Annotated in this window: 20 protein-coding genes; 13 read left to right on the forward strand and 7 right to left on the reverse strand. The window is 47.8% G+C overall.

The window, feature by feature from the left end:
- Nucleotides 1-7 precede the first annotated feature (7 nt).
- The 5 genes from MF542_RS01945 to MF542_RS01965 are packed head-to-tail and all read left to right on the forward strand — an operon-like array spanning nt 8 to nt 5,642.
- On the forward strand, nt 8-694 hold the full coding sequence (locus tag MF542_RS01945; RefSeq protein ID WP_247015381.1) for a CpaD family pilus assembly lipoprotein: 687 nt from the start codon (nt 8-10) through the stop codon (nt 692-694).
- Nucleotides 695-703: 9 nt separating this feature from the next.
- Nucleotides 704-1,927: a CpaE/TadZ family protein gene (locus MF542_RS01950; RefSeq protein WP_247015383.1), complete on the forward strand. Its 1,224-nt coding sequence runs from the start codon at nt 704-706 to the stop codon at nt 1,925-1,927.
- A gap of 29 nt (nt 1,928-1,956) precedes the next feature.
- Nucleotides 1,957-3,654, forward strand: coding sequence for a TadA family conjugal transfer-associated ATPase (locus MF542_RS01955; RefSeq protein WP_247015385.1), 1,698 nt, complete (start codon nt 1,957-1,959; stop codon nt 3,652-3,654).
- Between the two features lie 10 nt (nt 3,655-3,664).
- Nucleotides 3,665-4,654 carry a type II secretion system F family protein gene (locus tag MF542_RS01960; RefSeq protein WP_247015386.1) on the forward strand — a complete coding sequence of 330 codons (990 nt, stop codon included), beginning with the start codon at nt 3,665-3,667 and terminating at the stop codon, nt 4,652-4,654.
- Nucleotide 4,655: 1 nt separating this feature from the next.
- A complete protein-coding gene (locus MF542_RS01965) occupies nt 4,656-5,642 on the forward strand; it encodes a type II secretion system F family protein (protein ID WP_247015388.1) in 987 nt (328 codons plus the stop codon).
- Nucleotides 5,643-6,185: 543 nt separating this feature from the next.
- Here MF542_RS01965 and MF542_RS01970 read toward each other — a convergent pair.
- Both MF542_RS01970 and MF542_RS01975 read right to left on the reverse strand, forming a co-directional pair.
- The gene (locus tag MF542_RS01970; protein WP_247015390.1) at nt 6,186-6,716 is read right to left on the reverse strand and encodes a carboxymuconolactone decarboxylase family protein; all 531 of its coding nucleotides are present in this window, start codon (nt 6,714-6,716) and stop codon (nt 6,186-6,188) included.
- Between the two features lie 147 nt (nt 6,717-6,863).
- Entirely contained in the window at nt 6,864-7,397 is a 534-nt protein-coding gene (locus MF542_RS01975) for a peroxiredoxin (protein ID WP_247015392.1), read from the reverse strand.
- 237 nt (nt 7,398-7,634) lie between these two features.
- On the opposite strand from MF542_RS01975, the gene MF542_RS01980 reads away from it, so the two are divergent.
- Nucleotides 7,635-8,531: a hydrogen peroxide-inducible genes activator gene (locus MF542_RS01980; RefSeq protein ID WP_247015394.1), complete on the forward strand. Its 897-nt coding sequence runs from the start codon at nt 7,635-7,637 to the stop codon at nt 8,529-8,531.
- Between the two features lie 118 nt (nt 8,532-8,649).
- On the opposite strand, the gene MF542_RS01985 is transcribed toward MF542_RS01980, so the two are convergent.
- Complete coding sequence (locus MF542_RS01985) at nt 8,650-10,131, reverse strand: catalase (RefSeq protein WP_247015396.1); 1,482 nt, start codon at nt 10,129-10,131, stop codon at nt 8,650-8,652.
- 190 nt (nt 10,132-10,321) lie between these two features.
- Here MF542_RS01985 and MF542_RS01990 point away from each other — a divergent pair, with 190 nt between their 5' ends.
- Complete coding sequence (locus MF542_RS01990; RefSeq protein ID WP_247015398.1) at nt 10,322-11,350, forward strand: hypothetical protein; 1,029 nt, start codon at nt 10,322-10,324, stop codon at nt 11,348-11,350.
- A 24-nt stretch (nt 11,351-11,374) separates the two neighbouring features.
- A complete protein-coding gene (locus MF542_RS01995) occupies nt 11,375-11,950 on the forward strand; it encodes a LemA family protein (protein WP_247015400.1) in 576 nt (191 codons plus the stop codon).
- Nucleotides 11,951-11,953: 3 nt separating this feature from the next.
- Here the strand turns inward: MF542_RS01995 and MF542_RS02000 are convergent, their stop codons facing one another.
- Nucleotides 11,954-12,949 (reverse strand): GNAT family N-acetyltransferase, encoded by a 996-nt coding sequence (locus MF542_RS02000; protein ID WP_425531240.1) that lies wholly within the window; start codon nt 12,947-12,949, stop codon nt 11,954-11,956.
- 170 nt (nt 12,950-13,119) lie between these two features.
- Between MF542_RS02000 and MF542_RS02005 the strand changes: the two genes are divergently transcribed.
- The 4 genes from MF542_RS02005 to MF542_RS02020 all read left to right on the forward strand — a co-directional run bounded on the left by MF542_RS02005 (nt 13,120) and on the right by MF542_RS02020 (nt 18,708).
- On the forward strand, nt 13,120-14,091 hold the full coding sequence (locus MF542_RS02005; protein ID WP_247015404.1) for a DUF2971 domain-containing protein: 972 nt from the start codon (nt 13,120-13,122) through the stop codon (nt 14,089-14,091).
- Between the two features lie 77 nt (nt 14,092-14,168).
- Nucleotides 14,169-15,518, forward strand: a complete 1,350-nt coding sequence (locus MF542_RS02010; protein ID WP_247015406.1) for a TldD/PmbA family protein — start codon at nt 14,169-14,171, stop codon at nt 15,516-15,518.
- A 21-nt stretch (nt 15,519-15,539) separates the two neighbouring features.
- A complete protein-coding gene (locus MF542_RS02015; RefSeq protein ID WP_247015408.1) occupies nt 15,540-16,397 on the forward strand; it encodes a 3'(2'),5'-bisphosphate nucleotidase CysQ in 858 nt (285 codons plus the stop codon).
- A 301-nt stretch (nt 16,398-16,698) separates the two neighbouring features.
- Nucleotides 16,699-18,708, forward strand: a complete 2,010-nt coding sequence (locus MF542_RS02020; RefSeq protein WP_247015410.1) for a sensor histidine kinase — start codon at nt 16,699-16,701, stop codon at nt 18,706-18,708.
- A gap of 2 nt (nt 18,709-18,710) precedes the next feature.
- On the opposite strand, the gene MF542_RS02025 is transcribed toward MF542_RS02020, so the two are convergent.
- Genes MF542_RS02025 through xseA form a run of 3 tightly spaced genes read right to left on the reverse strand, consistent with a single transcriptional unit; the run spans nt 18,711 to nt 21,710 of the window.
- Nucleotides 18,711-19,394 (reverse strand): TorF family putative porin, encoded by a 684-nt coding sequence (locus tag MF542_RS02025; RefSeq protein WP_247015412.1) that lies wholly within the window; start codon nt 19,392-19,394, stop codon nt 18,711-18,713.
- Nucleotides 19,395-19,412: 18 nt separating this feature from the next.
- Nucleotides 19,413-20,216 (reverse strand): M23 family metallopeptidase, encoded by an 804-nt coding sequence (locus MF542_RS02030; protein WP_247015414.1) that lies wholly within the window; start codon nt 20,214-20,216, stop codon nt 19,413-19,415.
- Nucleotides 20,217-20,258: 42 nt separating this feature from the next.
- Nucleotides 20,259-21,710: an exodeoxyribonuclease VII large subunit gene (xseA, locus tag MF542_RS02035; protein WP_247015416.1), complete on the reverse strand. Its 1,452-nt coding sequence runs from the start codon at nt 21,708-21,710 to the stop codon at nt 20,259-20,261.
- Between the two features lie 111 nt (nt 21,711-21,821).
- Between xseA and purD the strand changes: the two genes are divergently transcribed.
- Nucleotides 21,822-23,096 carry a phosphoribosylamine--glycine ligase gene (purD, locus tag MF542_RS02040; RefSeq protein WP_247015418.1) on the forward strand — a complete coding sequence of 425 codons (1,275 nt, stop codon included), beginning with the start codon at nt 21,822-21,824 and terminating at the stop codon, nt 23,094-23,096.
- The last annotated feature ends 16 nt before the right edge of the window (nt 23,097-23,112 follow it).

The following is a 23,112-nucleotide window of genomic DNA, read 5'->3' on the forward strand; positions in this document are numbered from 1 at the left end:
GGACAGTATGATGATTAGGCACATGATACAATCCGCCCCCAAAACCGCTCTTTTAGCGCTTGGCATCATCGCGTTGAGCGCATGTCAAACAAGCGGTACAACCCGTCATACAGATGCCGTGAATCGTTCCAGCGTGGAACTGGTTCGCCTGCCATTTGAAATTCGCCCCGAGGCTGATGGTACTGACACACTATCTGCTCAATCCGCTGTATCCATGCATGCATTCCTAACCAGCGTAAATGCGGGTTACGGCGACATCATTATGCTGGACGCACCATCCGCCACCCCGAAACGCTTGGAAGCTATTCAGGAATTTCTGAAAGAACGTGGGCTCACGTTTGGCGGGGTTGCCCCTCTCGGGACGGCGCCATCTGAACAAGGCGTTATGCTATATGTGGAACGCTATCAAGTTACTGTGCCTAACTGTGGGGTTTGGCCAGCAGACAATGCCTCTATTGCCCCAAACAACGCGGCGCCATTCCACGGCTGTGCAACAACCGCTACCCTGAATTTGATGGTAGCGAACCCTCGCGATCTGGTGGCAGGACAAAACGGTCGAGCAAATGCGCAAGCTGCAGTTTCAGCAGTTAACGGCTTATCACAACCGGCAAGCACTGGCCCCAGGGTAACCTTCTCAGTGGAAGGATTAAACGAGATTGCGCCGACAAATACCAATTCAAGTGGCAGCAACTAGGAGGATATGATGACAGGTCCTTCAAAGAAAACCGAACGAGAAACTTTCGCAGCCTACTGCTGCGATGAAGCAACCATCGACCTTTTAAAAGCTGCCGCACCAAGCCGTGGCTGGTCAGAAAACATGGTCTTTTCAGGTGGTATCGCGGGAGCAGTGCGAGCGCTTGGTGCCATGCCTTGCCCTGAATTTCTAATTGTTGATTTATCTGACAGTGAAGACCCTCGGGCAGACGTTCAAGCGCTCGCAGAAGTATGTGAAGAAGGTACCGTTGTTCTCACTATTGGTGCCCTGAATGACGTTGGTCTCTATCGGGATCTGTTGCACGCTGGTGTTCATGATTATCTGGTAAAACCTCTTGCTGTTGATGTTATCAAAGCAGCTATGCATTCAGCTGAAGAGGCCATGAATGCAGTTGAGGAAGTGGAAGAAGAAGGCCCAGCCAGTGAAGGGAAAACGATTTTCTTCATTGGAGTACGTGGCGGCATGGGCACAAGCACACTTGCTGCAAACACCGCATGGCTGAGTGCAAACGGCGGTGAAAGCACAGCCCTTCTGGACCTTGATTTTCATTTCAGCTCATCAGCAATCCAGTTTGATCTGGAACCCGGCCGGGGCCTGTTAGATGCACTTGATAACCCAAACCGGGTTGATGGATTATTCCTTGACCGCGCTGTGGTAAAACCAAGCGAAAAGCTTTCCATTCTCTGCACGGAAGCAGCGATTGGCGTAGTACCTCGTCCTGCAGAAGGAGCGCTTGAACACCTTGTTGATACAATGGCAAATACATACCGAAATGTTGTGGTGGATATGCCGCGCCACATGGTACCTGAGCAACCGGAAGTACTGAACACAGCTACGGACATTGTTCTGATTACCGATCTTTCCCTTTCTTCAGCGCGGGACTGTATCCGCCTGAAGGCTTATTTAAAAACCTGTGCACCAGCGGCATCAGTTCACGTGGTTCTGAATAAGCTGGGTGCAGTTCCTGCTGAAGTGGAAGAGAAAGATTTCGCCAATAGCATCGAAACAGAAATCAACGCACGCGTGCCGTTTGATGCGAAAGCAATGCTTCTTGCTGTGCAACAAGGCACAGTTATCGCTGATCACACAAAATCAGGAAAAGTTACCGCAGGCATGAAGGCTGTTAACAGCCTGTTTACCTCAGGCAGCGAAAATGCAGATGGGCAAAAACCATCATGGGTTAACAAGCTTTTGCAGCGCAAAGCTAGCTAAGCACATGTTCTAAGTACAGGCATTCAGGTATGAAATCTCAGGCATTCGGCAAAAAACGACAGGGGCTTAAAAAAAGCGGCAGCTTTGGCCGTGCAGCTATGCCTGCCGCACCGGGTGTTACGGATGAATTTCCACTTGAACCACTTCAACCAGAAGCAATGCCGCCTACCCCGGAACCAGAAGGCGCCGGTGCTGAAAACATTGATGCCGTTACCACATGTGCCCGCTCCATGCTTCTTGAAAGTTTCACGGCCGATGAACTCCGGATGTCCACCAAAGGGGATGTGGAAAAGAAAATCGATCAGCTTATTGGTCGCTGTACGCAGATGGAAAATGCTGTTCTCAGTGAACGCCAACATACTGAACTTGCCCTGTATCTCCTTTCAGAAGCAGAAACAGCGATTGGCCGTATCGGCGATATCCCAATGGATTTGGATGCTGCAAACGACAAGCAGGATGATGGCACCGCAGCGCTGATTAAAGCAAAAGAACATATCCAACCGCTTCTGATGGAACATATTGATCCAGCAGCTGCCGCGGAACTGCCACGCCCGGAACTTGCTGAACAGGTTGGTGAAGTAGTGGGTGAACTACTCGTTCAGGAGAAGATCAACCTGAACCTGAAAGAACAACGGGATCTGGTTACCCTTCTTCTTGATGATATGCTTGGCCTTGGCCCACTGGAGCCACTGCTCGCTGATGAAACCATTTCCGATATTATGGTGAACGGCCCGCGGCAAGTGTATGTGGAGCAAAAAGGCCGCCTTACGCTTACTGACGTAACATTCCGCGATAATCAGCACTTGATGAATGTAGCACAGCGTATTGTAACAGCTGTTGGCAGGCGGGTTGATGAAACATCCCCGATCTGTGATGCGCGCCTTGAAGATGGCAGCCGGGTGAATGTGATCGCCCCACCGCTTGCCATTGACGGTGCTTCCATTTCCATCCGGAAATTCACAAAGGACAAGATCACATTGGATAAAATGCTGGATTTCGCCAGTATTTCAGCGCCTCTTGCTAAACTACTTAAAATCGCTGGCGCCTGTCGCCTTAATATCCTGATTTCAGGTGGTACAGGCTCCGGTAAAACAACGATGTTGAATGCCCTTTCCCGTATGGTGGATAAAGGCGAACGGGTTGTTACCATTGAGGATGCGGCTGAGCTACAGCTACAGCAGCCACATGTGGTACGCTTGGAGACCCGCCCTCCAAACCTTGAAGGGCAAGGCGAAATTACAATGCGCGATCTGGTTAAAAACGCACTACGGATGCGCCCAGACCGTATCATCCTTGGTGAGATTCGAGGCGGCGAAGCGATTGATATGCTTCAGGCCATGAACACTGGTCACGATGGTTCCATGGGCACCATTCACGCAAACCGCCCACGGGAAGCGCTGACCCGCCTCGAAAACATGGTAAACATGGCAGGCCTCCACTTGCCTGCAAAAGCAATCAGAGAACAGGTTAGTTCCAGTCTTGATATGATCGTACAAGTCCAGCGGATGCGGGATGGTGGCCGCCGTACCACTCATGTAACAGAAGTTGTTGGCATGGAAGGTGATGTCATCACCACTCAGGATTTGTTCAAATATGAATTCACCGGCGAAGATGAAAGCGGCCGTCTAGTTGGTAACTGGAATTCCACAGGCGTTCGCCCTCACTTCCTTACCAAAGCAGAATATTTCGGTCTGGACCGTGCTTTGATGGACGCGATGAACGGATAAGGGCAGAGCCATGCAAAACGGAAATCTCGATATCCTTCTTCTTGCTGGCGGCATGATCGGCCTGATCATACTGATTGCTGTTATCACGCTCTTTGGGTCTATGAACAAAGGCAAAAAAGAAACTCAGAAAAAGCTGGACCGCTTTCAGGAACGCTTTAATGACCGCAAAACCCTGAAAGGCGAGCAAGCACGCTCTATTCGCCTGAACCAAAAGGAAACTGGTTTTGCAGCGACGCTGGCCGAGCTTTTACCGCGCAGAGACCAGATTAAAATTCGGCTCAGCAAAGCAGGCATTGAACCCAATCTTTCCCGGTATGCGATGACATCTGGCGGTTTGGCTGTTGCTACCCTGGTCACTCTACTACTGGCAGGTAGTACACCGGTTTTCTCGCTGCTCATGAGCATTATCGCTGGTATTGGCTTGCCCCACTGGTTTCTCAGTATGCGGATCAACAGCCGTATCGGGAAATTCACCAAGCAGTTTCCCGAAGCGATGGACCTTATGGTGCGTGGTCTTAAATCGGGCCTGCCAGTGAACGAATGTATTGCAAACGTGGCAACGGAACTGCCTGCACCAACAGGTACCGAATTCCAGAAAATCACCGATAGCATGCGGCTTGGTAAACAGCTTGAAGAAGCACTGTGGGAAACCGCAGACAGGCTGGATACGCCAGATTTTAAGTTCTTTGTTATCTCTCTCGTCGTACAGCGGGAGACAGGTGGTAACCTTGGCGAAACGCTGGAAAATTTGGCTAATATCTTGAGGCAGCGTCAGGCAATGAAATTAAAAATCAAAGCCTTGTCTTCAGAAGCAAAAGCCAGCGCGTGGATTGTTGGCCTACTGCCTTTCATTATGCTCGGAGTGATCATGCTGTTGAACTATGATTACGGCATCGTGCTTTTCACCCACGCAAAAGCGAAAATCGCAGGTATCGCTGCCCTGATATGGATGAGCATAGGTATGTTCATCATGTCTCGAATGATTAGTTTCAAGGTGTAACATGCAGGATATAGAGAACACACTCGGAATTCCGATTATTGACTTGCTCGCAATGGCCGCAGCACTTGTTGCCTTCCTTGTAATGTATGCCTTCTACCAAACCACTATTGTACGTGACCCTATGAAAGGGCGGGTAAAAAACCTGCAGGATAAACGGGAAGCTTTGAAAGCAGGCCTGGTAACAAGCAGCAAACGACGCTCACCTGTTAAAAAAGTGGAAAGCATGAATTTAATGCGTTTGATCGCAGATAAATTCAAACTTCTGCAAGCGGAACAAACTCGCAAAATTTCCGCAGCCCTTATGCAGGCTGGATACCGCTCAAACGACGCTGTGGTGGTTTATCAGGTAGCGCGCCTCACCTTACCGCTTCTAATGGGTTTAATAGGTATTATCCTATTTTACGGCATGGGTAGCCTGCCTGAGCATAAAAATCTCTACCCTGTTTTCTCCATCGCGATGGTGTTCTTTGGGCTGAAGTTGCCGGATATATATATCACCAATTCCAAACAGAAACGCACAGAAGCCATTCGCCTCGCGCTTCCTGATGCGCTTGATCTGCTCGTTGTGTGTGCGGAGGCAGGCTTAACACTGGATAGTGCCTTAAACCGTGTAGCAAAGGAACTAGGCCGAGCATACCCTGAGCTTGCGGATGAATTTTCCCTAACAGCTATTGAACTGGGCTTCCTACCTGAACGGAAACAGGCACTGGTAAACTTGTCTGAACGAGTTGATGTACCCGCACTTAGAGGTGTGGTGACAACACTTATCCAGTCAGAACGGTACGGAACACCACTCGCTACTTCCTTACGTGTTTTATCAGCAGAATTCAGGAACGAACGCCTGATGAAAGCAGAAGAAAAAGCGGCACGTTTGCCAGCCACACTTACGGTACCGCTCATTGTATTCATCATGCCGACACTCTTTGTCGTACTTATGGGCCCTGCCGCCTGTAAAGTGGCTGATGATTTCATCAACAAAGGCGGTTAAACGCACCATCACCCGATTCGCCTTTTAAATGGCGAATCATCCTCCAAAACAACTCCCCGCAGTTTCTGCACAGTTTGTCGCAGCGATGATTTGAGCAGCATTTACTAATCTTTCGATGGAAAAAGCGGTGCCTTCTGATCACAAAAACACAAAAATTTCGCAGAAATTCAAGGATTTGCACGATTCTTATGACTAAGGCATTGACCTCGCGCTCAAGATTTGGTCTTTTAGTTCTTGCGAGAGGGCGCGGCCTTGCTGCGTCTCTCCATATTGTAACCACGCCTCGTGGTTACTCTATCCTCGCTGTCGTGACTCGGGCCGGGTATTTCCCGGCCACTTTTTTGTCTAAAGCAAAATTCCCTTATTAGCTGCATTTTACAGCTATAAAAGAAATCAATCAGACAAAATTTTACGAAACCCCAAACAGAAAAAGCGGGCCAGAAACCTAGCCCACTTTCTTATAACATCTGAATTATGACAATAATCAGGCGACACCTGCATTTTTCTGCAGGGTCATCCATACGCCTGACAATCTATTGCTGGCTAAGCAGCAAGGGTTTCTTCGCCTGTCAGCACACCTGCCACCGCATGCACAGTTGCAGCAATACGAATACTTGCCTGAATTTCTTCGCGGCTCAGGCCAGCTTTCTTCAGTTCCGCATCATGTGCAGCCACACAGAATTCACAACCGTTTACTGCAGAGACAACAAGCGAGAAAAGTTCGAAGTTCACTTTATCAGCTGGTGGTTTGCCGATAATCTGCATACGGAGGTTTGCAGCCATACGCTGATATTCACCGTCTTTCGCCATATGAAGGAAACGATAGTAAATGTTTGTCATACCCATAATGGCATTCGCCGCCTTGGCGTTTTCAATTTCTTCAGCACTTAGATGCTGACCTGCTTCATCCGCGAACGCTTTGATGAGCGTTTCATTACCTGAAGCAAGAGCAGCTGCGAACAACGCACCATATCGACGCTCTACTGAGAGAGTTTCTTCGCGCATCAAGGAAGAAAGGTTAAGTTTCAGGTCTTTAGCATACGTGGGGAGCTGGCTTTTAATTGTATCTAACATGTCTCTTATCCTTAAAACTGTCGCTTGCAAAAAAAGGGGCGGCCCCGGCTAAAAGAAAATTATGCGAGGAAAAGCCGGGGCCAAGTGCAGGCTGTTGCGAGGGGGATATACACAGCCTGCGTCAGGGAAACTTAGGGGTATTAAGTCTTAGAGTGTTTCTTCACCTGGGTTCCAGTTACATGGGCAAAGCTCATCTGTTTGCAGTGCATCAAGAACACGGAGAACTTCTGCAGGGTTACGGCCTACTGATAGATCATTCACAGCGGCGTAACGGATGATGCCGTCCGGATCAGCGATGAACGTAGCGCGCAGTGCAACACCTTCTTCTTTGTCCAGAATACCAAGGCCGTCAGAAAGTTCTTTCTTCACGTCCGCAAGCCACGGGAAAGAAACCTCACCAAGGTCATCGCGGCTCTGGCGCCATGCAAGGTGTACGAAATCTGTATCTGTACTTGCACCAAGTAGAACTGCATCACGATCAGCAAATTCTTCATTCAGTTCGTTGAAAGCAATGATTTCAGTTGGACATACGAATGTGAAATCTTTTGGCCAGAAGAAAAGCACTGTCCACTTACCAGGATTACTTTCATTTGTAATACGCGGGAAATCATCCGCAGGCATGTTTGCATCAACAACTGCTTTAAGGTCGAACGCTGGAATTTTATCACCGATAGTAAGCATGGTCTTGGTATCCTCTAATATAATCAAATCTGTTTCAGGCCGGTCGCTGTCTCGCTGTCGTTGCCTGTTGAAATGAATATGCAGGTAAAGAACAAAACAATCCAACCGATTAAAATATATTCTGTAATCGTTTTTAACGATATAATAACGAACCCATTGAATAGCTTGCGTTTCAGAAGTTTTCGAAACATAATCGACTGAATGAATTATATAGATATTTTTTGATCGGACAGGTAAATGAGCTTTCCTCCCACCTTAAAGCAGCTGCGCTATCTGGTAGCCCTTCATAAAACTAACCATTTTGGTCGTGCCGCGGAAAGCAGCCATGTGACCCAGTCAACCTTATCCGCTGGCCTGCAGGAACTTGAAAACCTGCTTGGCGCACAACTGGTGGAACGCACCAAAAGAAGCGTGATGTTCACAGCCCTTGGTGAAGAGGTAGTGGATCGTGCCCTCAAAATCCTGAACGATGTGGATGACCTCACTGACATGGCAGCATCCGCCAAAGACCCGCTCAAAGGTATTGTCCGCCTCGGTATTATCCCAACGATCGCCCCGTATCTACTGCCGAAGGTAATGCCTGCCCTGCAAAAAGAACTCCCAGACCTTGAGCTACACCTACGGGAAGATAAATCTGCTGATCTCTGTGACCTGATGCGCTCTGGCGAGCTGGATCTTGTTCTTTATGCGCTGCCGTTCGCATGTGGTGATGCCGCCGAAATGCCGCTCTTTTATGATGGTTTTGTCGCCGCTTTCCCCGAAGACACAGCTCCGGGCAAGGAAATCACAACAGCACAGCTTGATAACAGCAATCTGCTGCTGCTTGAGGAAGGCCACTGCCTGCGCGACCACGCACTTGATGCCTGCCAGCTTGTTGGTAATCAGGCCCGCCGAGAACTTTCTGGCACCAGCCTGCCAACAATTCTACAAATGGTAGCAGCTGGCCACGGCACAACCTTACTGCCCCAGATGGCAGTGGATGCTGGCCTCACGGATAACGTAGGTGTGGATATTGTGGAATTTAAAGATATTAACCCAACGCGTACCATTGGCCTCATTTGGCGGAAAACCAACCCACGGGCTGAAACTTTCAAAGCACTTGGTGAAGTGATTAAAAACGCCTGGGTTCACTAAACAAACACACCACATAAGAAAACCGCCAACCCTTGAGGAAACAACAGGGTTGGCGGTTCTTTAAGGGTGCGGCAAATTCCAGACAGCTCCGCACCCCTCCCGAGGATTTCTCGTTGATTTAGGCCTTAAGGGCCTCAATCGCTTTTTTAACGCGTGCGGCATAATCTACATCCGCTGCTGCATACTGTTCCAGCATCCGCACTTGCGCACTTTCAGATGCCTGGCTTAGGCCACCTGCGATATTTTCAGCGAGCTGGTTCTTCTGATCTTCCGTCATGATACGGAACAGTTCTCCAGCCTGCGTGAAGTTATCTTCATCGCGGCTTTCGTGGTAACCAACCCATGCATCTTCTTCAAGTGGCATTGGCGGCTCCATCACTGATGGCTTCGGCACTGGTGCACCTTCTGCAGCCCGATCATTCGGGAAGAAGTTGGCACCGCTACCTTGGTTCGCCGCATGGCCAGTTACAGGGCATTTCACCATACCTGCCATCGCACCATCACGCTGATAGTGGTGCACAGGGCATTTCGGCGCATTCACAGGCAACTGCTGGTGGTTCACACCAACCCGGTAACGCTGCGCATCAGGATATGCCAGCAAGCGTGCCTGCAACATCTTATCAGGCGATGCGCCCACACCCGGCACAAGGTTTGACGGTGTGAAAGCAGATTGCTCTGTTTCCGCGAAATAGTTATCCACGTTGCGGTTCAGTTCCATTTTCCCAATCTCAATCAACGGGAAATCTGAATGCGGCCATACTTTCGTCAGGTCAAACGGGTTGTAGCGGTATGTTTTCGCTTCAGCCTCTGTCATGATCTGGATTTTCACAGTCCAGCTTGGGAAATCACCTGCATCAATCGAGTTCACCAAATCTTCCTGCGCACCATATGCAGGTAATCCTGCTGTTTCACTACCGCGCAGTGTTTTAATGCCTTGGTCGGTCTTCAGGTGGAATTTCACCCATACACGCTCGCCCTGATCATTCCAGAAACTAAGGGTGTGAGAACCGTAGCCGTTCATGTGGCGGTAGCTTGCTGGAATACCGCGGTCTGACATCAAAATGGTTGATTGGTGCAAAGACTGCGGGTGGTTCGCCCAATATTCAAACACCGCAGATGCATCTGGTGTGTTTGTACGGGGATTTTTCTTCTGGCTGTGTACAAAATCAGGGAACTTTGATGGATCACGCAGGAAGAATACAGGCGTGTTGTTACCAACAAGATCAAAATTACCTTCTTCTGTATAAAACTTCACAGCAAAACCGCGTGGATCACGGGCATAATCACTGCTGTCCTGACCGCCACCTACTGTGGAGAAACGAACGAACACCTCTGTTTCTTTGCCTTCGCCCTGAAGGAAGTTGGCGATGGTGTAATCACTCAAATCTTTTGTAAGTGTGAATGTGCCGTATGCACCACTGCCGCGGGCGTGCACTACACGCTCAGGAATGCGTTCGCGGTTAAAGTGCGCCAGCTTTTCCATCAGGCGAAAATTATCAAAAGTTAGCGGGCCACGAGAGCCAGCTGAAATACTGTTATTATCATCAGCAACGGGAGCACCGTTCGCTGTAGTAAGAATATTTGGAGTGTTTCCTGACATGGTCTCATCCTCTTGGTTTGTGTCTGTAAAACCAAGATATGCATAACCTATTAATTTCGCAAATTTATTAAATTTTACATTTCAATCGATAAATACGATTAATTACCATCAAACTTAGAAAAGCCCTTTGTAACCGCCAGAGAAGCTTCTTATATAAACCTTATGGCATTCATTGCTAATCGGGGGAAATATGGAAGCATCATCCGCTTCAAAGCCACATAACAAACGGCTTGAATCAATATTAATAGAAGTAAAACTAAGGGCGGAAGGAGCATCTTCCGATGATGAGCTAATCACAGCCATCAAGCGCTTAGAACAATTCCCACAGCCAGTTGCATACGATAACCGGCGCCTGAATATGTTCGCCAGCATTTTTGCAGCTTTATTTATACTCATCGGGGCAGCTCTGTATTTCATACAGATACCAGAAGAATACCTCTTCGTCCCGCTCGGCGGTTTAGTTTTGGTTTTGGTCATATACGGCAGTTTCTGGCACCAACGCAGAGCTAGCTTTGATAAACTATCTGACCGTATCCATTTTCGCAGCACGCTTTTTGATTATAACCTGCAAGAAATAAGAGTTCATGCACCGGATAAAGCCAAGGAGCTGGCGGGTCGTTTCACTTCTTTCAGGAAAGGAAACCACCAGCGCCTGATTGAACAGTGGTTGGAAGGTAAGCATGAAGGCGAAGAAAATAGCTTCAACTATAATTATTATCATTTCCATTATGTAGACCGCCGCCGTGTAACAACCACGGACAGTAAAGGGAATGTAAGAACAAAAACCGTATATGATCATCATCACCGTTATGGTTTCATCGTACCGTTCAAATACGCCCGCAATATAGATATCGCCGAAAAATACCTGAAATTGTTCCAGACTGGCTATAAAACCAGCTCCATCAGTTTCAACAAAAAGTTTTCCGTGAATTTTGACAGCGAAATGGAAGTTGTGAAATTCCTGAAACCCGCAGTGCTTCAGGCAATTGAAGCAACCGGCGATGCGCTTAGTGAAATAGTGCTTGAATTCAACGGCAGTGGTGATCTGTGCTTTTCCTTCGGCAATAACGACACCATACGGATAAACAGGGAATTCAGCCTGAAACAACCCAAAGAATTTGCAGCAGAGATTGAGGGCAAAGCCAACCAGCCAAGGCTTACTGCCGCTCTCGCATTCATAGAAAAACTGATGAAATATTCAGATGATAATTTTAGCTAATTTACCCACAGGGAAGGCATAAACATGGACCCAACACTCTTTATATGGCTACTAATTCCAGCCGTTTTGATAATCAGCTTTATCATCATCAACAACGGCATTATCCGCCGGAAAAACATGGTGGTACGCGCATGGTCGGATGTCATCACATACGAACGGCAGAAAAATAAAACGCTGCCTGAACTTGAACGTGTTGCGAGCCAATATCAAGAACATGAAGCAAAGCTGCTAGAGGAAATCACAGCTCTCAGAAGTACGCTTGCTCGCGCGAACACCAGCGATGTAGACACAAGCCAACTGGCACAAATTGAAGCCCGCACCCAAAGCATGCTTGGCAGCTTTAATATTGCTATGGAAGCCTACCCGAACCTGGAGATGGCTGGTGTTACCAAAGGATTGATGAAAGAGATTTCCGAACTGCAGGATAACATCTCGGCAGCTATCAGCATCTTTAACGGTAATGTAGAAGCCTTCAACAGTGGCATTCAGGTGTTCCCGAACAGCTTTGTGAACGGTATGGGCGGCAAACAAACACCATACAAACCATTCACCAACGCTGAAGCTGTTGAAACTATTGGTTTCACACTTGAGCAGGAATAATGCTCAGCGGCGGAAAATTGTTTGCTGAACATTACCTTTGTGGGGGCCGGAATAATAACTGTTCCGGCCAATCGCCTCAAACCCCAGTTTTTCCAGGATACGAATAGACGCCTCATTACCGTCCAGCACTCGCGCGAAAAGTGGCTGGCGCCGCATCGCCTTAGGCTGAGCCTGCAACAGCATTGCCACCGCCCGTCCTGCAATCCCCTGCCCCCAGAATTTGCGGTCAATCCAGTACCCAAGCACCATCTCTCCCGCCTGTGTAGGAGAAAGATCAACATACCCCGCGCGCTCACCGTTCTTTCTTATGAGAAACACATAGGCACCACTTTGAGGATTAGCTAAATCGTCCTGCATGGCTTTCACAAAGCTGGCTTTATCAATCATTTCACCCGCGATCCCTGCCATAAGCAGAGCCTCCGGGTCTTCATTCAGACTGTAAATCCATTCAATATCAGCAACTGTTTCAAAACGGGCAAGCATAACTCCGTCAGGGTCAGCCGGATGCGGATACCGAACCTTCATACTTGGATATGCTGCATTCCTTGAAACAGATTGCACCATCTCAATGCTATCAAACACAAACCCAAGCTTTTGAAGCACACGCCCGGATGCCGGATTATCCTTCCCGTACCTTGCTGTGATAGAACGCCTCGGTTCCAGTTGCTGTGCCAATTTCAAAAGTGCCTGCGCAGCCTCGGTTGCATAGCCTTTCCCCCGATGATCAGCACCAATGAAATACCCAATTTCCCATTCATCTTTTGGATTGATGAACAAAACACCGCTGCCCACAAGCACGTCACCATCATAAATACCGCGCTGAAACATGTTAAACAAAAGCCGCTCATCCCTACCGCGGCTAATAAGCCTTTCCTTGGCAAAATCCAACGTTACCGGATGCGGGATTGTACTGCTGTTCCGCGCTACAAGCGGATCATTCAGCTGTTCATGGAACGCTTCCAAATCATTCAACATTATGGATTTCAGGCGTATGGGCATAAAGTTCTTAATCTAAATAAGAGTACCTAACAGTACATAAGTTAGTTTGAATTTTGCAAACTTTAAACTTTAACGGGCAGGTAACCATTACTATATACCAACACAGGGTATAATATTACACCTAAAAAGAGCTTTTATTCTAAATTCCAACAATACTTATGAGTTCATTTATGACAATTGATCAAGAACTATTTAAACAAAAAGCTTACGATGTATTTTTCCCAAAATATAAGTCAAAACTGCCGTTTTTTGAGAAAAATGAAGTTAAACTCGCTCACTACACTTCAGCAGGCACAGCATATGAAATAATTAAAAATGAGGAAATATGGCTAAGAAATACAAATTACATGAACGATCATGATGAAGTTAATCATGGTTTGAAATGCTTACATAATATCTTGAGTAGCACAGAAGTTTTAAACTTCTTCAAAGATACTCTTAATTCAATATCACCAGGTATATTTAATGAAACAACCCAACGCTTTGATAGAATGGCACCCTACTTAAACCAAGAAACATACATATCGTGTTTTTCCGAACACGACCCTGTCAGTGAAAATGATCTTGGGCGACTTTCAATGTGGAGAGCCTACGGTGGCAACTCAGGTGTATCGATAATATTTAATACTGGGCCATTCTTTTCCGAAAGTAATAGTACAAAGGCATTATCATTTTTGGTTGATTATGAAAAAACAAGCTCCCTAAAAGGCCATCTCCTTCAAACCTTACATAGGCTGCAAGAAGAGAGGGAATACTTTTCATCGATACCTAAAGAGCGTTTGATTGACACTATACTAATGTATCTTTTAAGCTTTCCATTGGCGATCAAACATCCTGGTTTCCAAGAAGAAAAAGAACTGAGAATAGTATATAATCCAGCGGTACTTGTATCAGACAAACTAATAGCAGATACTGTGACTCTTGATGACATTCCCCAAAAAATTTATAAAATTCCTTTGAAAGACTACCCTGAAGAAGGCTTCATTGGTGCGACACCAAAAGACATCATCAATCGTATTATTATTGGCCCAAGTCACCACGCCACTTCTTTAAAGAAAACATTCATCGAACTTCTTCAAAATAAAGGAGTAGAAAATGCTGAAACAAAAGTAGTGTGCTCTGACATACCTTTGAGGACATAAACACCCTTGCCGCAACCACTCTTCTGTGGCTTATTGTGGCTTCTGTATTTGGTAATTTCTCACATGGGGATTTTTGGATGTCTCAGTCTTCTGACAGCACCCTCGACTTGCTTGATGATCTGGTAAAAGCAGCGCTTAAAGGCGGTGCAGATGCAGCCGATGCGGTTGCCGTTGATGCACGCTCAAAAGGGGTTTCCTGGCGTGAAGGCCAGATGGAAGATGTTGAAGGCTCTGAAGGCGAAGATATTGGTCTCCGTGTGATGATCGGCAAACAGCAGGCGATGGTTTCCACCAGCAACCGCAGCACGGGCAACCTGAAAGAAGTGGTTGAGCGCACGCTTGCTATGGCACGCGCAGTGCCGGAAGACCAATATTGTGGTTTGGCACCCGAAGATAAACTTCACACAGGCCCATTTGCTGAGCTTGACCTGTATGATGATACGGAAGTATCCGCCGAACAACTGGCGGAAATTGCCCGTGAAGCCGAGGAAGCAACCCGCGCTGTTGAGGGTGTAACCACATCACCGGGCGCTGGTGCATCAGCCAGCAGTTGGGCGATTGACCTGGTGACCAGCCACGGCTTTGCAGGCCACTATAAAGGCTCTAGTTTTTCATCCAGTGTTTCTGCGGTTGCTGGCGAAGGCACCGGCATGGAACGAGATTATGATTTCACATCAACCCGCCATTTTGCTGATCTTGAAAGTGCCGCTGCTATTGGTACAAAAGCGGGTGAACTTGCCGTAAAACGCCTGAACCCAACCAAAGCGGAAAGCGGTCAGAAACCACTTGTATTCAGCCCACGTGTTGCAAACTCACTACTTGGGCATTTTGCAGGTGCTATTTCAGGCGGCGCTGTCGCGCGCGGCACCAGCTTTCTGAAAGACCGGCTTGGTGAAGCCGTCTTCGCAGACGGCGTTACCATTGTGGATAACCCGCTGATGAAACGTGGGCTTTCAAGCAAACTTTTTGATGGTGAAGGCGTAAGGGTTCAAAAAATGAACCTCGTTGAAAGCGGTACACTGAAAACATGGACACTGAACAGTGCCACCGCACGCCAGCTTGAAATGGAAGTAACAGGCCATGCATCACGCGGCACATCTTCCGCCCCCGGCATTGGCACCACCAACCTTTATATGGAAGCTGGTACCCTTTCCCCTGAAAAACTGATGGCTGATATCGCTGACGGCATTTATATCACCGAGCTTATTGGCATGGGTGTAAACGGCGTAACAGGTGACTATAGCCGCGGTGCATCTGGTTTCATGATCAAAAACGGCGAGATCACCGAAAGCGTGAGCGAATTTACAATTGCTGGCAATCTTAAGGATATGTTCATGGCTCTTGTGCCAGCATCAGACCTTGAGTTTAAATACGGTGCCAACGCCCCAACCGTTCGTATTGACGGTATGATGGTAGCGGGAACATAAGCCAGCCAGAAAGTTTTCAGAGTGTCAAACGCTGCACCATTTGATGAAGATAGCTGTCCTTGGGATCTTACCGAGGAAGCAAATCTGGTGCAGCATGTGACAGAAGAAGCTGGCCGTATTGCGCTTTCCTATTTTGTACGTGGTGATATCCACCAGTGGGATAAATCCCCCGACAACCCGGTTTCAGAAGCTGATATGGCGGTTGATGAATTTCTCCGCACCACGCTTATGCAGAACCGCCCGGGATACGGATGGCTTTCTGAAGAAACTGAAGATCAGCCTGAACGGCTTCGGTGCGGCAGGCTCTGGATCGTGGACCCAATTGATGGCACTCGCGATTTCCTGGCTGGCGGAGAAAACTGGGGTATTTCAGTTGCGCTGGTGCAAGACCAAAAACCCGTTATCGCCGCATTTTACGCACCTGTTAAAAACGCCTTTTATTTTGCTCAGCGCGGCAAAGGGGCAACCCTGAACGGCAAGCCAATTGCTGTAAGCTGTAACGCCACCCTTGATGAAGCCCGCATGATGGGCGATCCGGAAGCGTTCAAACACACCAGTCCTTTCTGGCCAGTGCCTTGGCCTGAAGGCATGCATACAGAACAAGCCAACAGCATCGCCCTAAGAATATGCCAGATCGCAGACGGGCAGTTTGATTGCTGTGTAACCCTAAGGCCCAAGAATGATTGGGATGTAGCTGCTGCAGACCTGATTTTGGAAGAAGCTGGCGGGCTCCTTACAACTGGTGATCAAGACAGATTGCTCTTCAACCGCAAGAAACCACTTCACGCTCATATCATAGCATCCTGCCCTAACCTGATTCCTTCCATTATGGACCGCGTTACGCCAGCGCTTGAGAAATGGCGAAATAGAAACAAGTGATTTTCTTTTTATAAATCAAGTAGAACTGTTTTTACTAAAACTGGCTCTTGTTAACTTTCAATTTCCTTTTTACAGATAAAAATTAGATGGGGTCGAATAGTGTAGAGTTGGTGAATTCATGCTGAACTGGCGCCATATATATAGAGCGTTTGCTTTTTTATTTATATTCCAGATAGTTACTTTCTATCTGTACACGCCTGTTCATGCGCAAAACAGTGCTGCTACCTCAGAATCACTTAAAAAAACCCAAACATTTTTAACTGCCTTTCAAGATGCCAAACAAAATGATGCGTTCCTACACATGCGTGAATTGGAAGGTCGCCTGTCTGGCGTACAAAATGACCAAGAGCTCGCAGCACTTTATAAAGATCTCCTATACACCGCTATCGATATGAGCGATATCGAACGCCAGTATAAATATTCAAAACTGGCCCTACCGCTCTCTTTCAGCCTGCCAGATGTAGAACTCCGAGTATTTTCCGAAGTCGCAAACGCAAATGCGCTCTCGCTTGAAGGGGATTACACCAATGCCCGGGATATTTTTGCCCAAACACGTAAACTTGCTCAAGTTCGTGGTACTGAAGAGCTTGTATTTTTCGTTGATGCTGTTGAAGCGAATTTAGGGCCAGAAACCGGGAACTATCTTGAAGGTATAGCACGGCTCGTACAGTTTGAACCAACTCTCGATCAAACGCCATCAAGCGACAAATTACGCATGATAGCTTTAAACACCATAGCTTTCAGTTACGGTGCCGCTGACGATATAAACGGTATTATAAAATATTATGGTCAAGCCCTTCAAACAGCACAGCGGTCAAACCTAGCTATTGATCGAGAAACTATTGTTTACAACCTAGCACTTTCCCTAACAAACGAACGGAACTTCGAAGAGGCTGCACTCGCATATCAAACGCTCAAGGCCATAATGGACCAAACTCAAAACTATACAAATGAGTTCTACCTATATTCTGGATTAGCGCTGCTTGAATATACCAAAGGAAATTACGAAGCCTCCAATATACATGCCGAGAAAAGCCTGACTTTAACCGATAAAGGTGCCACACCGCAGCATATAGCAAATATGAATGGCCTTACCGCTTTGAATTATGCTCGCACAGGAAATCCAGAAAAAGCGGAAAAACGTTTGGCGCTGGAAGAAAGTTTTTATACCAACAACCCAGAAGCAGGCTTGGAATATTTCGAAACCGCTAAAAAATTGACTCTTGCTTTTATCGCAACAGCACGCAACCAACCAGACCAAGCCTTCCAATTGCTGGATGAAGCACGTAAAGATCAATTGGATGAGCAGTTTGCAACATTCCGTGACAGCCTTGCTGAACTCCAGTCCAACCTTCAGGTTATTATCGCAAAACAGGAAACAGAATCCAAGCTGGAAGCCGCTGAAACAGCTTACCTGAGAGCAACTTGGGTAGCGATCTTCCTTGGGTCTATTGGCCTTGCCATCATCTTTTTCCAACAGCGTAAACATACTCGGCAGTTAACTCAGAGCATTGAAGAAGCCAGAACAGCCAATCAAGCAAAATCTGAATTTCTGGCTAATATGAGCCACGAATTAAGAACACCGCTCAACGCCATTTTAGGTTTCTCTGAGATGATGTCTCATCAGGTTTTTGGAAAACTGGGCGCACACCAATATGAAGAATATGTGGGCCATATTCATAATAGTGGCACACACCTTCTTGATATCATCAACGATATCCTGGATCTTTCAAAAATTGAAAGCGGCAAACTTCAGTTACTTGAAGAAAAAATTGATCTATGTTCCCTGTTCCAGGATGTGAAAGCGGTGCTGGAGCCAAAAGCTCTAACGCAGCAAATAACCATCTCTGTAGTTGTTGATCATGAAGTACCTTACCTGAAGGCTGACAGGCGCCTGCTAAAACAGATTCTTCTTAATCTCTTAAGTAACGGTGTAAAATTTACCCCCGCTTATGGCAGTGTTAAAATGCTCGGCCTTATACTGGATGATGGCTGTATTCAGATTGAAGTATCAGACACAGGCTCAGGCATGACACCTGAAGAACTGAAAATCGCTTTAACTCCCTTTGGGCAAGCAGGAACTACTTCCACCAGAAGCCACGAAGGGACAGGCCTGGGCTTGCCCTTGGTGAAAGATTTGGTAGAGCTTCACGGCGGCACACTGAAGATCAACACCTATAAAAGTATCGGTACAAGTGTACTGATTACCTTCCCGTCAGAACGTTCTGGCGGGCTATGCACGAGCCACTGTGATGACTGTGATTTTAAAGGCGCATCTGACGTTTGTGACAGCACCGAACTGGCTTCATAAGCTTAGAAGTAGAACTTGGTACCTACAATAAACTGGCCATTGCTTAAGCGGTTATCAAGACTGTTATCTTCAAACGTAAGCGTGAGTTCAAAATCATTCACAAAGATTGAAAGCCCTGCTGACCAATCCCACAAATCAGAACGGCCATCGCGAATATCATACCCCACATGGGTAATCAGCGTGAGTTCAGGCATAGTTGGTACCGGCACTTCAAGATCCACATAGCTGTAGTAGCTATCAACATCTGGTGTGTTCCAGCGTCCGTCAGGTGCTACTGAAAACCCGGAACTGATGTAAGCAAGCCCGAAATCTCTCGCGATAGATGCTTTAAACTCCGGGTAATACTGGCTGCCATTACCGTGTATCGCATCAACTTCCGCTGAAAGAGTATAAATGAAATCACCTGCATCGATCTGGTAACCCACGAAAAATTCTGTGCGTACATCGCCGCCACGCTGGTCATCAATACGAGCTGCATCAACACCAAAGAACCATCCCTTCTCATGGGATAGTGAAAGGGAACCATAATAGGATGGATCCCGATCAGAAAGTGTCAGGCCACGGTCTCTGTAATCTGTCGCTAATGCTACATACCCATCTAATGACCAAGCGCTTTCACTATCCTGAGCAAAAGCACCTGCACTCGCAGCTACAACCAGTGCTGAACCGATAAAGATATTTTTCACAGAAAATCCCTGTCGCTTTTATTCTTCAAGAGTTAATAGCGGATCAAGCCGCACATTACCCCAATTAATTCGCCAATCTACATGTGGACCGCTTGAACGGCCTTTGGAACCGATAGTTCCAATCGGCTCTCCTTGCTCGATACGCTGCCCTTCCTGCACATCAACACTGTTCATATGGAAAAGTGTGGAAGAAACACCGTAGCCGTGGTCAATAATCACAATTCCCCCTTCAAGGAGAAAATCAGGTGCTGCAAGTGTAACGATACCACCCGCTGGTGCTACAATCGGTGTACCCACAGGTCCTGCGATATCAAGCCCATAATGCGGGCTGCGCGGTTTACCGTTCAATATACGCTGGCTGCCATAGAAACCGGAAAAACGACCTTCGGCTGGTTTGATAAAACCATTCAACCAATCAAGCCGCGTTACAGCACGGGCTGCACGGGCTTTGCGCACACGACCAGTTTCCACCTTACGCCGTTCAGTCCAGCTTGCTGGTGGTGTTACAGTTTTAGGCGGTAAGCCCTCAATCCGTTCAATATTGAACTTACGCTGCGCTACATTCAACGTGCGCTCTTCGCGCCTGCCATCTCTGTGAAGAATAACCAGCGTTGCCGTATCCGCCGCATCCCGGCTGAAGCCGAAAACGAAATATCCTTCTTTACCTACATAAACAGGTTTACCGTCTAGCCGCAGTTCGGCGCCGTGCTTGAGCTGCCCCCAAACAAGGCCACCTTGGGCAATATCTCCCTTAAGCTCGGTCGCCTCAGCAACTGAGCTATAAAATGCCAAAAGTAGAAGAATGTGTTTTAAATATTTCATGGGCGCATTTTCACCAGACAATATGGGCGGAATTTTGACACTCTAGAACAAACTACCCTGATTGGTATTTTGTGGTTTGGCTTTCGGCTTCGCTTTTGGCTTTGGAGCTGGTTTTGGCGCTTCAACTGTTTCAACAGGTTCACCATCCAACACTTTCATGCCGCGCGTGCCATCTTTAAAGCGAACACTTACCTGTTGTTCAGCATGGAGTTCACCTGAGGAAGCAACCGGCTTGCCAGAAGCATCCTCAACAAGGGCAAAACCACGATCCAAAACACGTTCATAAGAAAGGCTTTCAAGCATTCGGCCTGCACTGTTCAAACGCTGTGACAAATCAGCCAGTTTGCGTTCATAAGCAGGCTCAAGCCGCTTGGTAGTAGTTTCTAGCTGAGTACCCTTAAAATTCTTCATCTGGACCAAACGCCCGGCGCTCAAACCACCGGCCAATCTGCTTAGCTGGATATCTTTTTTCTGAGTTACATTCTGCAGGCCGCGCGGCAGGCGATCAGAAAGTTCATCAAACCGCTGAGACGCCAGCCCCAACAAATCGCGAGGGCTTGGAAGACCGCGCGCAAGGCCTTTCACGCGCTCCAGACGGTCAGCAATCATGCTTACTTTCAGGCCTGATAGCCTGCGCCCCAGATCAGCTACCGTATAGTTGAGCTCTTCACGGACCGGCACCGCCATCTCTGCTGCACCTGTGGGCGTTGGCGCTCTCAGGTCAGAAGCATAATCAATAAGCGTGGTATCCGTTTCATGGCCAACGGCTGAAATAAGCGGAATATCACTAGCCGCTGCCGCACGCACCACAGCCTCTTCATTAAACCCCCACAAATCTTCAATTGATCCGCCGCCACGGGCTACAATCAGAAGATCAGGCCTTAGTAAATTGCCTGAACCATCGATGGCATTAAAACCTTCGATAGCTTTTGCCACTTGATCAGCAGCCCCTTCACCCTGCACCAACACAGGCCACACCATTACGTGCCGGGGGAATCTATCATTCAAGCGGTGAAGGATATCCCTGATCACAGCACCTGTTGGTGATGTAACCACGCCAATCACTTTCGGCAAAAACGGGATTGGTTTCTTCCGGTCAGAATTAAACAATCCTTCTGCCGCCAGTTTCTTTTTGCGTTCTTCAAGAAGCGCCATTAAGGCACCAGCCCCCGCTGGTTCCATCCGGTCCACAACCATCTGGTATTTTGAGCGTGCCGGATAGGTGGTTAGCTTGCCCGACGCCACCACCTCGAGCCCATCCTCGGGCACGAAGGAAAGTTTCGTCGCACTACCGCGCCACATAACACCGTCCATCACCGCACTATCATCCTTTAGCGCAAAGTAGATATGGCCAGATGCCGCGCGTTTTACACCTGATAGTTCGGCTCGAACCCTTACATATCCGAAACGATCTTCTACTGTGCGCTTTAACGCGCCAGATAGCTCACTAACCGTAAATTCATGGGCATTGGTGGTTGCTTCATTAGAGGCCATAAAAGAAGTTCGCTCAATTAAAAAGAATCTATCAATGTGCTTGTTTCACAGTGAACCTATGATACAAGGAGCCAGCCTACAAGCTTACACCACACGATAGGGCAAAAAATTATGAATATTTTGCTGATCGGCTCTGGGGGCCGTGAACATGCATTGGCATGGAAGATCGCACAAAGTCCACTCCTGAAAACTCTCTACTGCGCACCGGGTAACGGCGGCATCGCTGATGTTGCAAACTGTGTCACACTTGATGCAGCAGATCATGGTGCAGTGATTGAATTCTGCCGTGATCATGAAGTTGATCTGGTTGTTGTTGGCCCGGAAGCACCACTGGTTGCCGGCCTCGTGAATGATCTGAAAGCCGCAGACATTCTGGCCTTTGGCCCAACCAAGGGTGCCGCACAACTGGAAGGGTCAAAAGGCTTTACCAAAGATATGTGCGCCAAGTACGGTATCCCAACAGCCGCTTACGGCCGTTTTGAAGACCCGGAGTTTGCGAAAGATTATATCCGCAAACAGGGTGCACCTATTGTTATTAAGGCTGACGGCCTGGCCGCTGGTAAGGGTGTGATTATCGCGCAGACGCTCGATGAAGCACTGGACGCTGTTGATTATATTTTCGACGGTGCATTCGGCGACGCGGGTGCTGAAGTTGTTGTGGAAGAATTCATGACAGGTGAAGAAGCCAGCTTCTTCGCACTCTGCGACGGCGTGAACACGCTCGCACTTGCCACTGCACAAGATCATAAAGCTGTTGGTGAAGGCGATACGGGCCCCAACACAGGCGGCATGGGCGCTTACTCACCAGCGCCAGTAATGACAGATGATATGTGCGAACGGGTAATGAAGGAAATTATCCTTCCGACCACAGAAGCCATGGCTGATATGGGCCATCCGTACACGGGTGTGTTCTTCGCAGGGCTTATGATCACTGATACCGGCCCTAAACTTATCGAATATAACTGCCGTTTTGGTGACCCTGAATGTCAGGTACTGATGTCACGCCTTGATAGCGATATCATTCCTCTTCTTGAAGCGACAGCTAACGGCACACTGGCGGAGCACACTGCAAGCTGGAACGATAAAGTTGCCCTTACTGTTGTGATGGCCGCGAACGGCTATCCGAGTTCTTACCAAAAAGGTACAGAGATCAGGGGCCTTACAGCCGCAGAAGCAACGGGCGCAAAAATCTTCCATGCGGGCACAAAGCAGGAAGACGGCCATGTACTTGCCGTTGGCGGACGCGTTCTAAACGTAACCGCCCTTGGTGAAACTGTTACTGAAGCTCAAGCCAAAGCTTACACTGCTGTGGATACACTTAAATGGGATGATGGCTTCTGCCGTCGAGATATAGGCTGGCGTGCTGTTGCCCGTGAAAAAGCTTAATCAAAAAACCGAAAGC

This window comes from Kordiimonas laminariae (genome assembly GCF_023008165.1).
GTDB classification, from domain to species: Bacteria; Pseudomonadota; Alphaproteobacteria; order Sphingomonadales; family Kordiimonadaceae; genus Kordiimonas; species Kordiimonas laminariae.